Raw genomic sequence first — 15,930 nt, 5'->3', positions numbered from 1 at the left:
GACATGTCCTTACGAAGGAAACTCCTGGTTCTGCTCACCGTGGTGCTGCCGGTGACCGGCCATCTCGTCGCGGCTCCTCTCGGCGCGGCGGCGGATCCTGCGGTGCCCAACTTCTCACCCACCTCCCGTACGGTGCGGCCGACCGCGATCTTCCGTACGACCGGCTCGGTGAGCAACCCGCAGAACGTGCTCACCAACCAGGCCACCCGCCTGTCCGGCACCGGTTCCAGCCTCACGCTGGACTTCGGCAAGGAGGTCGGCGGAGTGGCGACGCTCTCCTTCGGTGCGACGAGCGCCGCAGGGCAGCAGGTGGGCCTGGCCTTCACCGAGTCGTCCCTGTACGTCGGGACAGGCAGCGACAAGAGCGCCGGCTACGACACCCCTCCTGACGGCGCCCTCACCGCCTCGGCGGCAGCCGGTGGCTCCTACACCATGCCGACGGCCCGGCTCAGGGGCGGATTCCGCTACCTGACCGTGTTCATGGGGACCGGCGGCTGGATCGACCTGACCGGGGTGAGCCTCGCCTTCACCCCCGCTCCGGGCAAGGCGAACCCGGCCGACTACGCCAACTACTTCTCCTCCAACGACGACCTGCTGAACCGCATCTGGTACGCGGGCGCCTACACCGTGCAGACGAACACCATCGCCTCCGACCAGGGCCGCGCCTGGCCGCCGCCGTCGTCGCTCTGGGACAACAGCGCCGTTGTAGGCGTCGGCGACAGCGTGCTCGTCGACGGCGCCAAGCGGGACAGGACCGTCTGGCCCGGCGACCTGGGCATCGCCGTACCCACGGCGTATGTCTCGACCAACGACCTGGTGGCCTCGCGCAACGCGCTGACGACCATGTTCGGCGTGCAGTCCAGCTCTGGGGAGATCCCGTGGTCGGGTCCGGTGTTCAACCTGACCGGGTCGGATACCTACCACACCTGGACGTTGCTGATGTCGTCCACGTACTACGGCTATACCGGCGACCGGACCTGGCTGGACTCGGTGTGGCCGAAGTTCAAGCTCGGCATGAGCTTCATCATCGGCAAGATCGACGGCAACGGCCTGCTGAACGTGACGGCCACGCAGGACTGGGCCCGCCAGGGGATGGGAGGGGAGAACATCGAGGCCAACGCGATCCTCTACGCCGCGTTGGCCGGCGCGAGCCGGCTGGCGACGATCAAAGGCGAGACGGCCCTGGCGGCGAGCTACTCCAGCCGCGCCGCGACACTGAAGGCGGCGGTGAACGCCCGGCTGTGGGTGCCGGGCGCCGGGATGTATCGCGACAATCCGACCAGCGACCTTTACCCGCAGGACGGCAACGCCCTGGCGGTCTGGTACGGCCTGACGGACTCGGAGAGCAAGTCGTCGAGCATCGCCAGGAAGCTGGCGGCGCGCTGGGGCCCCTTTGGGGGGATCACCCCGGAATGGGACGTCCGCGGCGCCCACCCGTTCACCGGCTCCATGGAGGTGAACGCCCACTTCACCGCGAACGACGACCACACCGGGCTGGCGCAGATCCGCCGCACCTGGGGTTACATGCTGGACAGCCCGATCGGCACCAAGAGCACCTTCTGGGAGGGCATCGACCCGCAGGGCGGGTTCCCGTACGGCGGCGCCTTCATGAGCCTGGCGCACGGCTGGTCCACGGGCCCGACGTCGGCCCTGACGTTCTACGTCCTGGGCCTGTCGCCGGAGCCGGACCCGGGCCGGTACCGGTTCGTCCCCCACCCCGGAGATCTGACCAGCGTCGAAGGCCGGATCACCATGCCGCAGGGCTCGGTCGGGGCGTCCTGGTCGCGTCACCCCACCAACGGCACGTACACGGCCCGCCTGACCAGTCCGGGCGGAACCGTCGGCAGGATCGGCGTCCCCAAGCTGGGCGGCACCGCACTGACGATCACCGTCAACGGGTCGGTCGTCTGGAACAACGGCACCTTCCTCGGCGGGACCAGGATCGGCGGCGCCACACAGGACGCCAGGTACGTCTACCTCGACCAGGTAGCGCCCGGCGCCTACGACATCAGCGCCACCGGCCTGGGCAACCCGCCGCCGCCTCCGACGGCCGACGGCGACCTGCCACCGGGCTTCACACAGTGCGCCGGTGAAGGGGAGCAGTGCGCCTTCAGCGGCAACCGGGTGGTGGCCTACGGAGCGGGCGCCTACACGTACAAGATCGCCGGGTCGGGCACCGCGTGCACGAGCGCGGCGTTCGGCGGCGACCCCGCCTCCGGGGTGCTGAAGTCCTGCTACGTGGCCCCGATGGGCGGGCCGCCCGGTTACACGCAGTGCGCGGAGGAGGGCCAGACCTGCTCCTTCACCGGGTACGGCAGGACCATCGCCTACGGCGCCAACGGCGCCTTCTACACCAAGGTCGCGTCCGGTCCGACGCCCTGCACGAACGCCGTGTTCGGCGACCCCATCGACCGGCTCGGGAAAGCCTGCCACGTGGCACCGGCAGGACCACCCCCCGGCGGATGGACCCAATGCGCGGCGGAGAACGGCACTTGCACCGCAGCCAACGGCCAGCCGGTGGCCTACGGGGCGTTCGGATCGTTCGTCTACAAGACGGTGACCGGCCCCGTCACCTGTAACAACCAGACTTTTGGCGAGGCCGTCCCCGGCGAGGTCAAGGCCTGCTACGTCAAGGCGGGCGGGCCAAACGGCTTCAGCACGGCCTGCGCCGTCGAAGGGAACAATTGCGCCTTCACCGGCACCAGGACCGTCGCCATGGGCGCCCGAGGTCGTTATCTGTTCAGATCCTTCACCGGCGCCACACCCTGCACCACGGCCGCGTTCGGCTCTGATCCACTCCCCGGCGTCCAAAAGTCGTGCTACCTCACGCCCTGACCACCTGCTCCTGAAACGGGATGGGGGAAGCTTACCGATGGGCCGCGCTCGTCTCCGGCCACCAGCACGAGACGGCCGCCGCCTCCAGCCCTGGACAGCACCGGCCCCCCGAGCACAACGCTCGCTCCGCCCCGGGATCGCAAGGTCAGGTGATGACAACGAATTTCCCGCTCGCGCCCAGTTTCCATGGCGGCGTGGGCGTCGGCGGGGTGAACGGTCGGCCGCTGTCGGCCGTTCGCCCCGCCGATGTCATGCAACATGATCGACTGGGTGGCGGTGGCCTCACGCGGCAGCCCGAAGACCTCCAGCGCGGCCAGGAACGCCTTGCCCCAGCCCGCTGCGTTGCCCCGGCGCTTGGTGGCCACCCTCCAGCGAGGCCAGAACGCCTCGCGGGCCGCCGCCATGCGGGTGAGCGAGATCGCCATGCAGGCGGGCCAGCGGACGGCGACCTCTTCATGGCCGTAGACGTGCCCGAGCGCTTCGGCCGCAGCCGTCGACATCTCCTCGGGAACGTCGGCCTCCGACACCAGCGACACCTGGCGCAGCTGCGCGGCCCACTGCCGTTCGAGCAGGTCGAGAAGGGCGATGAACGGCATCACCGGCGTGCCGGCACCCAATGGGTCCGGTAAGCGCGCTCCAAACCTCGATCTCCGGTCTTGGAGAAGCGCAGCGGACGGCGATCGCGGGTGCGTGAAAGGTAGACGGTCTCAGCTCACGGGCCTGAGCCCAGCAGCGCAGGATGCGCAACGCGCTGGACAGCTTGCCGAGGTTGGCGTCGACGATCTTCTCCAGGTACGGCACGCGGGCGCGCCGCCAGTTCTCGATCCCCGCGGGGGTGAGCCGGCCCATCCCGACGAGCACGCCGATGGGGTCCACGAACCCCTGTTCGTCCAGCGCGGCCTCGGCCGCCTTCGCGACTCGGGATTCCAGAGGGCATAACCGCTTATCGTAGACGCGTTAGTGGCGAGGCCCAGCAGCCCCTGGGAGTCCAGGACGACGTTCGACGTGCTCGATCACGCCCGGCAGGCGGGTCCGAGGCAGCCGGACCAAAGGTGGTGAGGCCGCGGGCATGAGCTTCGCGGCGGAGATTCACGATCGGTCGAGAGATCAGCAGAGATCGACGTCGATGTACTTGCGGGCCACCTTGTAGATCTTCTCGTCCGTGGTGACCAGGGTGCAGTCCAGCGCTTCGGCCAGGGCGACGTAGGTGGCGTCGTAACCGTTGAAGTTGGCTCGCAGGTCCCAGGCGCGATCGGCGGTCAGGTCGTCCGCGTGACGGGTGAAGGGCAGGCCCGCCTTGACGATCCGGGCTCCCTCGGCGCGGGCCTCGCTAATTTTCCCGCCGAGGAGCAGACCGCGCATGGCGTTGCGGAACTCGTAGTCGAGCAGGTGAGGGATGTGGAGCCGGTTCTCGGCGACGCGCGCGAGCAGTTCGTCTGCGGGGGCATCTCCGGCCAGGGCCTCGACGAGGGCCGAACTGTCGATGACGATCACGACTCGCGGATCTTCCGTATCTCCGTTACGACGTCGTCGTGACTCGCCCCGCCGCCGAGCGACCGGAGCGCCTCCAGCCGTTCTCTGATCGTGTCCGGGGCGGGAGTAGCGGCGACCTCGGTGAGGATGTCGGCCACGTACGCGGACAGCGACATGCGCTTACGTGCGGCCCGCGCTTTCAGTTCGGCGACCACTTCCGCGTCCAGCCCTCTGACTTGCAAGGTGGCATCCATGATGTAAAGCATAATGCTTTTCGTCCATGTGAGATATGCAGACAGCCACTGCCGGCCATGGTCACGCAGGATCTCCATCACAAGCTGGGGGCCTCGACAGCAACGGAGAACCCGGCGAAGGCGACGGACGTCCAGACATTCTCATCCACTTCCCCGTCGAACCGTGGGCGGTGCACGCAGAACGCTTCCTCGAGGAGACGGGAGCCCCTCCGCTGCCGACCGCGACGGTCGCGATCGCCCCCAACGTCGCCCGTCCGCACAGCCGAGGTCGAGTCCGGGTTCGCTCCGGCGACCCCGACGCGCCGCCGGCCATCGATTTCCGTTCATTCACCGACCCCGGCGGGCACGACGAGGCGATGCTGCTCGCAGGCATTCGTCTCGCCCGCCGGATCGCGTCGGTCGAACCGATGAAGTCGTGGGTCAAGCGTGTTTCCCGGCCCCACTGTCACCGACGACGAGGAGCTCTCGGCAATCGCCCGCGCGACGCACCAGACCGTCTACTACCCCTCCGGCACCTGCCGCATCGGAGCGTCCGGCGACGACACGGCCGCCGTGGTGATCTTGTATTTCATCGTGAGCCGTCCTCCATGCGGGGTTCGGACAGAACCACAAGATCATAGAGCTCATGGGCCGATCCTGAGGGCGCCTTCCCCTTATCCGGAGTCGGCCAGACCGATCAATTCTGAGGCCGACGCCGAGCGTGTGATTCATGTCGGCATGGTGCTTATGTGTCCCGCCGCTTGGCCTTATCGCGTTATTTATGAGCTGAGAGCAATATTTAGTGATCCGCATTGCGTTCCCGGGGGCCACGATGCCACCGGTCCCATCAGCGGCCCAGCCAGGGTGGAAGCCCAGAGACGGTGGCCCGCGAGCTGACCGCCTTCCTGCGCGACTTCTGACGGGCCGTACAGTTCGGGCATAGGCGAACAGTGCCGCCGATGTCCAAGCCACCTGGGCGGCGGCCGATGTCGTGATGTATCTCTGCCGTCCCCGAATCCTGGGGACTCGGGCGCGGCGCGATATCCCAGCACGAGATTTCAGAACGGCCATCACAGTTAGTGGCGCCTCAAATACGGTATGGCCATGGGGAGTCGTGCACACTATGCCACTCTGCAGGACGGCACTTTCGGGCTCTACTGCTCGCAATGGGGCGCCCACCATCTCGAACTCGACCTCTTGCCCGGCCCTGAACCGGCAACTCGGTTCGCCCGCCGCCAGCGCGAGGAGAGCTCATGGATGTGGGAGGCCGAATGTGACGGCGCATGCCTGATTGACCATGACGAACGGCGACTGCTGTTCTTCTGCCACTGCGACGGTGATCAAAGCTACCGGCTCGCGGCCCTGGCCACACTCGCCCGGACCTGGCCCGGCTGGCGTGTGGAGTGGGCCTATGACGGCCTTCAGCAGATTCAGGTGGCAGTCGGCCACGCCGCCGAGGTCACCCCATCATCCCCTCGCGCTCCGCAGGCGGGCGAAGTATGGTGCGACGTGTTGGTCACCATGATCCACCAAGGCTGGACGCGGGCCTACCTCGTTGATTCGGCCGAATCGGTCATCTGCAATGGGGCGAGGTTCCTCGACGACTACCGCTCTGCCTGGCCGACAATCACTACCTGCCCCGAGAAGGTCGTCGCCGGTGTCCACCTCGACCTTGATGACCAGACCGCCGGCGTCTGGACCTCTTCGACGTTGCGTGGTGCTCTGCTGGACGCCGAGCAGCGGTGGCCCGGCTGGCACTGGACGAACTGGAGGGACAGGTCCGCCGAGCAGGCACACCGGGTTGCCGGAGCCTTCACCGTGCCAGAGCCGGACCTCGCCGAAGGTCTGCGTGCTCTCGCGGCGGAGTTCGATCAGCATCAGGACGTGGACTCCGCCACCAAGTCGGCATCCCTCCTGCTCGGCCTCACCGACATCCTGAGCGCCGGTGCCAGGTTGTCGGGGCTTCAGGTGCACGTCCACACGGACAACACCTTCACACACCGCCCCATGGACCTGACCGGCGATGAGGAAGCTTTGGTTCATGCCGCGATCGCCAGCGTCATGACGTCGTCCCGTTGACCGGGTTGCGATGGCACCCGCCGCATGTCACTCAGGGGTGGATCACAGGTGGGCGAGCGGCGATGGACTGGTGGAGCGCGTTCGCCACAGCGTGGACGAGCGGGACCTGAGAGGCATCCCAGACGAGGTTGAGACCGCTGTGGCTGCGGAGGATGAGCCTGCCGTACAGCAGGATGGGCAGGCGGGCGTTGTTCTTGAAACGGCGGTCGGGGCCGCCCTTGACGTTGACGTAGCGCCAGGTGGAGTCCACGACCGTACCGTCGGGTGGCACCGGGCCTTCTTCGATGAAGCGGGCGTGTTCCACGCCGACTTGGAGGTGCTGATAGGCGAGGTCGGCGACGTGGCGGCCGTCACGGAACAGGACCCGGTCGGGGAGGAAGTGCACCGACAGGCTGCCTGCGGTCAGGGTTGGGACGGCGACGTTGGTGATCAGTATCCGCGGTCCCGTCAACCGGGCCGAGGCGGTCATCCTGCGCAGCAGCCTGGAGGCGCCGGCGTTCAGCTTGAACTGGTAGGTGCTGGTGATCGCGCCGGATGCGGTGATCAGCCAGAACCCGTGGGCTCGTTGGAGGTCGGTGATCGAGCTGACGAGGTGATCGAAGCGCCAAGCGGCCTCGTCGGTCACGTCGTACATGACGACGACCGCGCGTGCTGCCCGATCGCGCAACGCCACCCAGAGCACGCAAGGCAGCCCGACAGCGATGATGACCAGGCCGAAGCGTCCTGTCACCAGCCCCGCGAGGAGCAGGGCGGCCAGGGCGAACGGCCAGTACGGTCGGCGTTCGGCGGCCTTCTGCAACTGCTGGACGACGTCACTCGGCTGGGCCGGGACCAGGCTGACGACATCGTGCATGACCACATGGTCGGGCGCGATGGTGCGGTAGGAGATCGCTCCGCGTCCCATGCTCACGACGTTGCCGCGGGGGCCCATCCCCGCCCGAAGGCCCGGGATTCCGGTCGAGACTGCCATCCCGGCCTGGCTGAGGGTGAAACGGAACGGTCCAACCCTGAGGCTGGTGCGCACATAGAAACCCACGATGAGGAATCCTTCCGACCCGGGTGCCCGTTACCGCGGCAGATCGAGAGGTCGGACGGCCGAAGCCCACTGGGCCTACACGTGTGAACCTAGGGCGCGTTGACCGTGGGTCTATGGCCCTGCCTTAACTTCGGTTCTTGATTGCACTTGATGTGCCCACTTGCTGGGCTACCTACCTAAATGTTCCTCTTGTCTGGGTCTGTCGTTGCTCGACTCGTACGTTGCTCTTGAACGGACGCTGGAGGTAAGCGATGACGGGCAGCGACGACAGGCATTGCGTGGTTTACAAGCGGTGCGGGTGCAGCGACGAGGTCAGCGGCAGGCGGTTAGGTGGTCGCTGTGGCCGTTTGGCCGAGGTGGGGCATGGGAGCTGGTATTTCGCGGTCCAGGTTGTGGGGGCGCCGGGTCGGCGGGAGCGGGTTCGGCGCGGTGGGTTCGCAAGCGCGGAGGCGGCGCGGTGTGCGGGCGGTGAACTGCTGCTGGCGGAGGAAGAGGGGCCGCTCTCTGCTGGGTGCACGGTGGGGCAGTGGTTGCGGTACTGGTTGTCGGTGGTGGAGTCGCGGTTACGGCCGACCACGCACCGGGCCTACCGGGATCACGTGCGGCTGCATCTGGTCCCGTATCTGGGCAGGATTAGGCTGGCGGAGTTGTTGCGGTGGGACGTGACGCGGACGTTCGTGGCGCTGGGGCGGCGGCGGAATCGGTACGGCCAGCCGATCAGCGCATCCACGTTGGAGCGGATCCGGGCGACGCTGCGGGCGGCCTTGAACCATGCGGTGCGCGAGGACCTGATCATCGCCAACCCCGCGCAGGAGTTGCGATTGCCTGCGCCGGTGCGAATCCATCCAGTGGTGTGGACGGCTCGGCGGGAGGCGGCCTGGCGGCACGGAGGAGAGCGGCCGCCTGTGGCGGTGTGGACGGTGGAGCAATTGGCTGCCTTCCTGCGTCTCGCACACGAAGACCCGTTGTTCGTGCTGTGGTGGCTGGTCGCCTTGCGTGGGCTGCGGCGTGGCGAGGTGGCCGGGCTGCGCTGGCTGGACGTCGACTTGGGGCGGCGTGAGCTCACCGTGGCGCATCAGCCGGTGCACACCGATGATGGGCTGGTCTTGTGTGAGCCGGCCCAGGGTTTCGGGCGTTTCCCAGGCGGTCAGCTGCCGCTCAGGGTGGTGGACGATGCCGGCGATGCCCTCCATGTCCACCGAGATCAGCACCTTGATGGTCACCTTGTTCCCCTCGCCGAGACTGGGAGCACCGCTCCCAATACCGAGAGGGGAGCCTTGCGCACGAGAGGTGGATCCGTGCAGAAAGTTCTCCTTACCCTTACCTGCGTGCTCGCCCTGGGTCTCTCCGCCGCCCCGGCGCACGCTCAGGATCCGGCGCCCCCGAGCGAATCGATGGCGGGCGGTGACGCCTGCACGGCCTTCGGCTGCTACACCGGAGACGGCTGGGGCTCCGGCTTTTCCCGCTGGGTGGCCGACGGCGACAAGATGTGGGTCTGCGATCGGGCCGCCGACGGCTACTCGATCGTGACGAAGGCCTGGATCGGGGGCGACTCCCAGTCCGACAAGTGGCACACGGGCGGCGGCGGAGGATGCACCGAACGTTCGTACGGCGATGTCGCCGAGGGCCGGGCGATCGCCTTCTACACCTGCCTAGGGGACTACAGCGAGAACAAGATCCTCGGGGATTCGTGCGGTCCCTGGCAGTACAGCACCACCTGAGCCCTGCCTGACGTTCCACCGATCCCCACCGGGCCATCTATAACGGGGTCGTGGTCATATCCGGCCGAAACTCCCGCTACCGGCTGTCTCCGCAGGCCAGCAGCTTCCGAGAAGACCGTGTTCCCGGAAGCTCTCGACGCGCGGACTTCTGAGAACGGAGGTCCAGGGCGCGACGTACGACCAGCTCAGCACTTCAGAGAACAGCGGCCGGACAGCAAGCGGGAAAATCCGGCCGGATATGACCAGCACCCGGAGCCAGTCAGGCCAGCCATCGGGCCGCTCAACAAGTCTCCTCGTGCCACGCCCGCGTGACAGCTCGTGATCTTCTCCCGATCGTAGCGGTCGTTTCCAGGCCGATCACCTACAGATAGGACAGGCGTATCGCATCGTGGGCGGCCTCATCCACCCACGCCCGTTCACAACCTGCCTGACCTGCGGCGGGAGGCTTATCGTTCAATTCCGGCTAGATAGTCCCAAGACCCCTTGAAATCCCAGAGTTCCGGCGAACTGATGGGCGTTCAGGAGGAACCCGAGGCTGTTCGCTCTTCATGGACCATTCCGCGCCTTGGGTTCTCGTGAACCCAAGGGCGGTGTTCTTCGGCGGCGGTCGTCAGGACTGTTCTGGTGTTATGTGCCCATGACTGCTCCAGCCTCCTCCCAAAGGGCGGGAGGTGTCCGGTCTCCCGATCGCAGGGCTGGCGTTACGCCCCTTTCGAGATCGCCGAGTTCTGTCGGCGGTAAGTGCCGGGAGCGGTGCCGAAGTGCCGTTTGAAGGCGGTGGCGAACGCATACTCCGAGCCATAGCCGACCTTCCGCGCCACCGCCTCCAGCGGCTCATCGGACTCGCGGAGCTGCTGAGCCGCCACGTTCATCCGCACCCAGGTGAGATAGCCGAGCGGCGGCCGGCCGACGAGCGAGGTGAAGCGGCGGGCGAACGCGGACCGCGACAACCCCGCCTCCGCGCCGAGGTCGTGAACCGTCCATGACCGGCCAGGGTCGTTGTTGATGCGGCACAGCACGTGGCTGATCACTCGATCGTTCAAGGCCGGCCCCCAGCCGACCCAGGCGCCACGTGACCCGTACCAGGCGCGTAGTGCGAACAGCAGCAGAGCGTCGAGCAACGAGCCGATCACCGACTCTGTTCCGATGCCTGGCTTGTCCAGCTCCCCGCCCAGAAGGTCGATCACATTGCGCAATGGTGGCTCGTGGCCCAACTGGGCCGGAAGGTGAATGATGTCGGGCAGGTCGTTGATGATCGGATGGCAGCGCTTGTCGTCAACGGGGAACATTCCGCTCAGCACCACGGCGGAGACCGGCTGGCCGGAAGGTCCCAGCGAGACCGTCCGCGGTTCGAGCCGGAATTCGTCCCTCCGTGTCAGAGGGACATCTTCCAGCTCCATCCCGGGTCTGTCGGCCAGCCCGTGGCCGTGCCCGTTGGCGAGTAGCACGACATCGCCCACACCCAGCGCGACGGGATCGCCCGCACTGGGAATCAGCGTGCAGGCCCCGCGCAGCACCACATGGAACGTCACGCCTGCGACGGGCTGGAACCGGCCTCCCCACACCGCATGCCCCGTGACGCGAGCAAACCGCGGTCGACCCGAGCGCATGGAATCGATCACTTGACTCAGCACGTCCACCAGCGCAGGCTACCGGAGTCCTTCGCCAGGCGATCAATGAGGACGATGACGTATCCATGAAGGATTCTGACGCATGGATCATCTCGGTGGCTCTCCGTACGCTGGCTGCCGCCGACGTCAGCACGCCGGACCCGCACGGCACCTTGAACGAAGGGTGATCTCATGATCAAGATTGGTATCATCGTCGCGAGCACCCGCCCCGGACGCGTCGGTGACGCGGTGGGCCGCTGGGTCCTCGACCGCGCGAAGCGGCAGGGCGGTGCGCAGTTCGAGCTGGTGGACCTCAAGGACTACGAGCTGCCGCAACTCGACGAGCCGGTACCCGCGCTGATGGCAGCAGACTACAGCCAGCCGCATACCCGCCGCTGGGCCGAGAAAGTCGACTCGCTGGACGCCTTCGTCTTCGTCACCCCCGAGTACAACCACAGCTTTCCCGGGGTACTGAAGAACGCGCTTGACTTCATCTACCATGAGTGGGGTAACAAGGCGGCGGGCTTCGTCGGATACGGCATGGAGGGCGCGAGCCGGGCTATCCACCACCTGCGCAGCACCATGGCCGCGCTCGGAATCGCTGACGTCCGCCACCACGTGGCGCTGCAGATGCACCACGACTTCGTCGACTTCACCGAGCTCAAGCCGCAGGCCCACCAGGACGACGCGGTAAGCGCCATGCTGGAAGACGTCATCGCCTGGGGCCGCGCGCTGAAGCCCCTGCGCGACAGCTGACCACCGACGACCGTTTGGTTCCTTTGATGAGGCCGCATGTCTCCGCCTGTACGTGCTCATCTCGGCAAGTATTGATCTGATTGCAAGCGGCACGAAGCGCCTTCACCATCACCGCAAGCTGAACGACCAGGTTGATAGACCTTCACGATCCCTGAAATCTCATCAACATCCCAATTGGCCCGAGCGCTAGCGGATAAGCCCAGGTCCTGCGGCTTGGGAGGCTGAAAAAGCCCTGCGGAACTCAAGAGATATTTCTCAGCAGGCGGATCGCCTCGGCCGCGCGGCGGCAGACCGGGTACACCGGGTTCCCGCCCGCGTCCAGCCCCACGACCAGCCGGTCATCGATCACCACGATCTCCCACTCGCCCGGGGGCGACCATGGCCACCACCAGCCCCGTCAGCCACGGCCACGACCTCTCATCGGTGTCGTCGGCCGTCAGCGGGTGGCGGACCGCACCGGCGACGCGTCCGGGAACGGGTTCGCCTGCCGGGCCAGCGCCCCCGCCAAGGTCCCCACGCCCAGCTCCAGGTCCGACTTGGCCAGCGTCTTGTTGATCGTGCCTGCGGCCAGCTCGTCGGCCAGCGCCAGGATGACCGTGTTGCTCGCCGCGAACGCCTCCACCGCCGCCACGTACTGATCGACCTTCGCGGCCTCGGCCGCGGTCAGGTCCTGGGCCTGCCGGCGCTCGCCGGTCTCGACCCACAGCCACAGGTCATCGCGCTGCTGCCCGAACACCTGCTTGATCCGCCCGACGGTGTGGTCGTCCAGCAGATGCGGAGCGCGCCGCGCCGGCTCCAGAGTCCGCAACTGATCGCGGTTGGCGCCCAGCTGCTCCAGGACGACCGCGGTCATCATGTCCATGTCGCTCACCGGCCGCCACTCGGGCTCGCCCCGGCCGTCCCTGCCGCCACCATCACCACGCGCCATGCCTCAGATCGTCCCAGAGCCCCGCCGGCCGCCCGCCGCACCTTCACCACATCGAGACCCTGGACTGCCTCCCACACCATGTGCGATGGAACGGAATCCGGCGTTAACCATGTCCGGAGGACCGCAACGGCAGGGACTCACTGACCAGCGGGAACCCCGTTAACGCCGGATTCCGTTCCAAATCTCTCTGACCGGGCCCGCGCCCACGGCGACGACCCCGACAGCCGGGTCCGGGCACTGGACGCGCTGCTGCGCGAACAGCTCGACCGGCTGGAGCACCGCGACCTGGCCGCCGCCGCGCGGCTGCTGTTCGGAACCGACCCCGCCACCGCCGGGGCCAGACTCACCACGCGGCGAGGCGCGGCCGCGCACGCGGCCGGGTAGGGGCGCAGACCAAGTAACGCCGAAAGGGACAGTCCCCTGGTCACGGCGGGTGTGCGGGCGAGAGTTACGGCTCGAACATGGCGGGATAAGTCCGGCGCGATAACGATCACCGCAGCGTTTCCGCAGGTCGCGATGCTCAATATCAGACTTTATGTCGACCCACTAGCCCTTTCCGGCGTACTTGGTCTGTGGGCCTTCGGGGGATTGGGCCCACGCCAGCATCTGTGTGAACGACAGCCCCACCAGCAGGAACGCGCCTAGCGCGATGAGCACAGCCTCGGCGGCCAGGCGCACCCGCCGTCCCCACTTCGACTCGCTCGGCGGCATCTCACTCATCGGGGGAGACTCCCTTCGCGACGCCGGCGACGTCGACCGGGTCACCGGCCAGGCGGCGGTCACGACCGCGACGGTACGCCGAGCCCCGGTTCCGCACCAGCCAGACCCGGGTGACCGCCGCGGTGGTCGGGCTGTCCCGGGCTGGCGGCCGGTAGACAACCCACTACCGATCACCGCGATGAGGACGCGTGCAGCGCTGTGAGGATGGCCTGCTCCACGCTGTGATGCACGGTCAGGACGGGCTTGGCCCCGGTGTTGTTCAGCAGGCGGGTGGGTGACTCCTGCAGGGCGGCCAGGTGCAGGTCGCCGCCGTGCTGGCGGGTCAGGGCCCGGACGTTGAGCAGGACGCGCAGGCCGGAGTGGCCCACGAGCGGTACTTCGCTCAGGTCGAGCACCACGTGGTCGCCCGGCTGCTGGCGGGCGCGGCTGATGAAGGCGTCCAGTTGGTCGGCGTTGGCGGTGTCCAGGTCTCCGGCCACCGAGATCACGGTGACGCCGGGCATGTGCTGGCAGGCGAACGTGGGCGGGGTCATCGTGGCTCCCCGGCAGCGGGTGGACCTTCTTGCGGGACGGGAACGGGTGAGGGTGGCCATGGGCTCAGTCCTGCGCGCGGGTCAGGAACGTCATGACGGCCAGGGCGAGGCCGGCGAAGCCGGCCGCCCCGGCCAGGACGGCCAGCGGCACCGGGGTGCCGCCCAGCCAGGCGAGGCCGCCGCCGGCGAAGGCGACGAAGAGACCGGCGGTGACGATCACGGCCACCCACAGTCCCCGGTTGTTGTTCATGGCGTTCCTCACGGCGTTGTGAAGGGGGTCAAGGTCATCGGCCACACGCACCCCTTTGGGGGTGTACAGCGGCGCCGGAGCGTGCCCGTGCCCCCCGGGCATGCGGTCCCCTCCATGCCTAGTGCCTCGCCCTTCCGCAGCCGGCCGGACAGATCACAACCGGGTCGTTCCGGAACGAACCCGTGCCGTCGAACGGGTTTCCCAAGTCCACTGCGGGACATTCGGCCTCGGCGGCGTGCCACGCCCTCCGAAGGCTCGCCGGACTGCCCCCACATCGCGTCCCGCGTCGTTCCGGAACGTCTCCCGGCAGGCGTTCCGGAACGGCCCGCGCGGACCGTTCCGGAACGATCCGGAACGATGGAGGCCTGCGCGGAAGCCCGATCGAAAGTTGGGGAGATGACCATGTCGTGCCGTGTCGTTCCGGATGCGGCGGCCGCGAGCATGTGGGCTTCAGCGCTCCGCGCAGTGCGAGAGACTTTTGCTTTCCGTTTACCTCAAGGCGCACTCTGTGATTGGCGGTGACCGCCACGATGACTGGCCGTGCGGTCGACGCTCCCCTGGAGCGGCTCTATGAAGAACTGCGGCGGTTGCGCCGTAAGGCTGGCAATGTCTCCTACGGGTGCATCGCCAAGAAGAACACGCTTGGCCTGAGCAAAACCACCGTGGCGGCATCTTCACCGGCCAGGGCCGTAAGGGGCCTCCATGCTGGGAGAGCGTGGCCAGCGTGTACGACGTCCTGCACGCCGAGCTGCAAAGCACCGGCGTGAGCGCCGACAGTCTCGGCACCAAGCAGGACCTGTATCTGCTCCACCAGCAGGCCGTCGACGCGGCGCAGACCGAGGCCCCGGCGGAACCGAGGGCCTCGCCCTCCCCGCCGCCGGTCTCCACCCCGGAGGCCTGCACCCCGGAGGCCTCCGGAGGCCTCCCGCCCGGCACGGCGCTCACGATCCCGCCACCCGTGCCTTCCCCCGACGCCTGCACCTCGCTCAGCCCCGCACCGGCGATGCCCCTGGACGGGCTGGACACGCTGCCCCAACCCAACGGCCCGGCGGACAAGCCCTGGCCCGCGTCGCAGGACATCCCCAGCGGGCCGATGCCGAGCACGGACCAGCCTGCGCCGAACCCGGCCCCTCGTGGAACAGAGAACCTGGCGACGCCCGACCTTGCCCGCCACACCCAGCACCGGCCTGACCCATCTCGCCGGCTGAAGGACGACACTCAGCCCGTGGAGAAGGAGGCCGCCCTGGCCCTCATGGGCAGCTCGCCCCCCCGGACAGGCCGCAGCGGATCGCATGCGCAGCTGGTTCGGCCCGCGCGGCCCAGAACTTCTCAGCGCCTGCGATGACGACCAGGACGACCAGGACGCCCTGGCGGCCTTCAGGCTCGGCATCCTGCTCATCAACAACGACGCCCCCCAAGAAGGCGTTTTGTTCCTCCAGTGCGCCGCCCGCGTGAACAGCAAGCTGAGGCTCACCCTGCCCGACCTCACCGTCCGCGACCGGCTGTGCGGCGCCATCGTCAGCGACGTCTGCCGCGACATCGCCGACGCCTACCGCGCCAGCGGCATGAAGACCAGCGCGAGAAGGTGGAATGCCTACAGTGACACCATCTGTGAGTTCCAGCGATAATTGGGTCTGGTGCATTTGCCGGGGAGCGGTCACGGAGTGCGACTTCCAGGCGCGAGTGAGGCCGGGGCTGCATGGAGGGTGGTAGCGATCGCGTAACGCGTTGCGCGTGAGAACGGCCGTTCTGCCAC

The 15,930-nt window shown here is 67.7% G+C and carries 16 protein-coding genes; 7 read left to right on the top strand and 9 right to left on the bottom strand.

Translation table 11 applies throughout. The features are described 5' to 3' along the window. Positions 1-3: 3 nt before the first annotated feature. Positions 4-2,835 (top strand): alpha-L-rhamnosidase-related protein, encoded by a 2,832-nt coding sequence (locus EJK15_RS36315; RefSeq protein ID WP_138715010.1) that lies wholly within the window; start codon positions 4-6, stop codon positions 2,833-2,835. On the opposite strand, the gene EJK15_RS36310 is transcribed toward EJK15_RS36315, so the two are convergent. From EJK15_RS36310 to EJK15_RS36300, 3 genes are all read right to left on the bottom strand, one after another. Continuing rightward, positions 2,820-3,431 (bottom strand): hypothetical protein, encoded by a 612-nt coding sequence (locus EJK15_RS36310; protein WP_138715009.1) that lies wholly within the window; start codon positions 3,429-3,431, stop codon positions 2,820-2,822. The genes EJK15_RS36315 and EJK15_RS36310 overlap by 16 nt on opposite strands. A 511-nt stretch (positions 3,432-3,942) precedes the next feature. Then, complete coding sequence (locus EJK15_RS36305; protein ID WP_138715008.1) at positions 3,943-4,329, bottom strand: type II toxin-antitoxin system VapC family toxin; 387 nt, start codon at positions 4,327-4,329, stop codon at positions 3,943-3,945. Next, positions 4,326-4,562 (bottom strand): FitA-like ribbon-helix-helix domain-containing protein, encoded by a 237-nt coding sequence (locus tag EJK15_RS36300; protein WP_138715007.1) that lies wholly within the window; start codon positions 4,560-4,562, stop codon positions 4,326-4,328. Before EJK15_RS36300 ends, EJK15_RS36305 begins: the two co-directional genes overlap by 4 nt. A 35-nt stretch (positions 4,563-4,597) precedes the next feature. Here EJK15_RS36300 and EJK15_RS77810 point away from each other — a divergent pair, with 35 nt between their 5' ends. Both EJK15_RS77810 and EJK15_RS36290 read left to right on the top strand, forming a co-directional pair. Then, the gene (locus EJK15_RS77810) at positions 4,598-5,182 is read left to right on the top strand and encodes a GMC oxidoreductase (protein ID WP_420847120.1); all 585 of its coding nucleotides are present in this window, start codon (positions 4,598-4,600) and stop codon (positions 5,180-5,182) included. A 457-nt stretch (positions 5,183-5,639) separates the two neighbouring features. Next, entirely contained in the window at positions 5,640-6,620 is a 981-nt protein-coding gene (locus EJK15_RS36290; RefSeq protein ID WP_138715006.1) for a hypothetical protein, read from the top strand. Between the two features lie 31 nt (positions 6,621-6,651). Here EJK15_RS36290 and EJK15_RS36285 read toward each other — a convergent pair whose 3' ends face one another. Then, complete coding sequence (locus tag EJK15_RS36285; protein WP_276615462.1) at positions 6,652-7,644, bottom strand: DUF4236 domain-containing protein; 993 nt, start codon at positions 7,642-7,644, stop codon at positions 6,652-6,654. 263 nt (positions 7,645-7,907) lie between these two features. Between EJK15_RS36285 and EJK15_RS36280 the strand changes: the two genes are divergently transcribed. Then, positions 7,908-9,377: a site-specific integrase gene (locus tag EJK15_RS36280; RefSeq protein WP_138715004.1), complete on the top strand. Its 1,470-nt coding sequence runs from the start codon at positions 7,908-7,910 to the stop codon at positions 9,375-9,377. 701 nt (positions 9,378-10,078) lie between these two features. On the opposite strand, the gene EJK15_RS36275 is transcribed toward EJK15_RS36280, so the two are convergent. Then, positions 10,079-11,011: an AraC family transcriptional regulator gene (locus EJK15_RS36275; protein ID WP_276615461.1), complete on the bottom strand. Its 933-nt coding sequence runs from the start codon at positions 11,009-11,011 to the stop codon at positions 10,079-10,081. A 168-nt stretch (positions 11,012-11,179) separates the two neighbouring features. Between EJK15_RS36275 and EJK15_RS36270 the strand changes: the two genes are divergently transcribed. Beyond that, on the top strand, positions 11,180-11,743 hold the full coding sequence (locus EJK15_RS36270) for an NADPH-dependent FMN reductase (RefSeq protein ID WP_138715002.1): 564 nt from the start codon (positions 11,180-11,182) through the stop codon (positions 11,741-11,743). Positions 11,744-12,179: 436 nt separating this feature from the next. On the opposite strand, the gene EJK15_RS36265 is transcribed toward EJK15_RS36270, so the two are convergent. The 4 genes from EJK15_RS36265 to EJK15_RS36255 all read right to left on the bottom strand — a co-directional run bounded on the left by EJK15_RS36265 (position 12,180) and on the right by EJK15_RS36255 (position 14,219). Next, positions 12,180-12,671 (bottom strand): hypothetical protein, encoded by a 492-nt coding sequence (locus tag EJK15_RS36265; RefSeq protein WP_138715001.1) that lies wholly within the window; start codon positions 12,669-12,671, stop codon positions 12,180-12,182. A 546-nt stretch (positions 12,672-13,217) separates the two neighbouring features. Next, positions 13,218-13,391, bottom strand: a complete 174-nt coding sequence (locus tag EJK15_RS71115) for a hypothetical protein (protein WP_171074720.1) — start codon at positions 13,389-13,391, stop codon at positions 13,218-13,220. 170 nt (positions 13,392-13,561) lie between these two features. Next, positions 13,562-13,924, bottom strand: a complete 363-nt coding sequence (locus tag EJK15_RS36260) for an STAS domain-containing protein (RefSeq protein WP_171074719.1) — start codon at positions 13,922-13,924, stop codon at positions 13,562-13,564. Between the two features lie 64 nt (positions 13,925-13,988). Next, positions 13,989-14,219, bottom strand: coding sequence for a hypothetical protein (locus EJK15_RS36255; protein WP_138714999.1), 231 nt, complete (start codon positions 14,217-14,219; stop codon positions 13,989-13,991). 670 nt (positions 14,220-14,889) lie between these two features. Between EJK15_RS36255 and EJK15_RS36250 the strand changes: the two genes are divergently transcribed. After that, positions 14,890-15,519: a hypothetical protein gene (locus EJK15_RS36250; protein WP_138714998.1), complete on the top strand. Its 630-nt coding sequence runs from the start codon at positions 14,890-14,892 to the stop codon at positions 15,517-15,519. Beyond that, positions 15,467-15,802, top strand: a complete 336-nt coding sequence (locus tag EJK15_RS36245; protein WP_138714997.1) for a hypothetical protein — start codon at positions 15,467-15,469, stop codon at positions 15,800-15,802. Before EJK15_RS36250 ends, EJK15_RS36245 begins: the two co-directional genes overlap by 53 nt. The last annotated feature ends 128 nt before the right edge of the window (positions 15,803-15,930 follow it).

Origin of the sequence: Nonomuraea basaltis (assembly GCF_005893125.1) — a bacterium.
GTDB classification, from domain to species: domain Bacteria; phylum Actinomycetota; class Actinomycetes; order Streptosporangiales; family Streptosporangiaceae; genus Nonomuraea; species Nonomuraea basaltis.
This window is presented reverse-complemented; position numbering and strand designations above follow the sequence as displayed.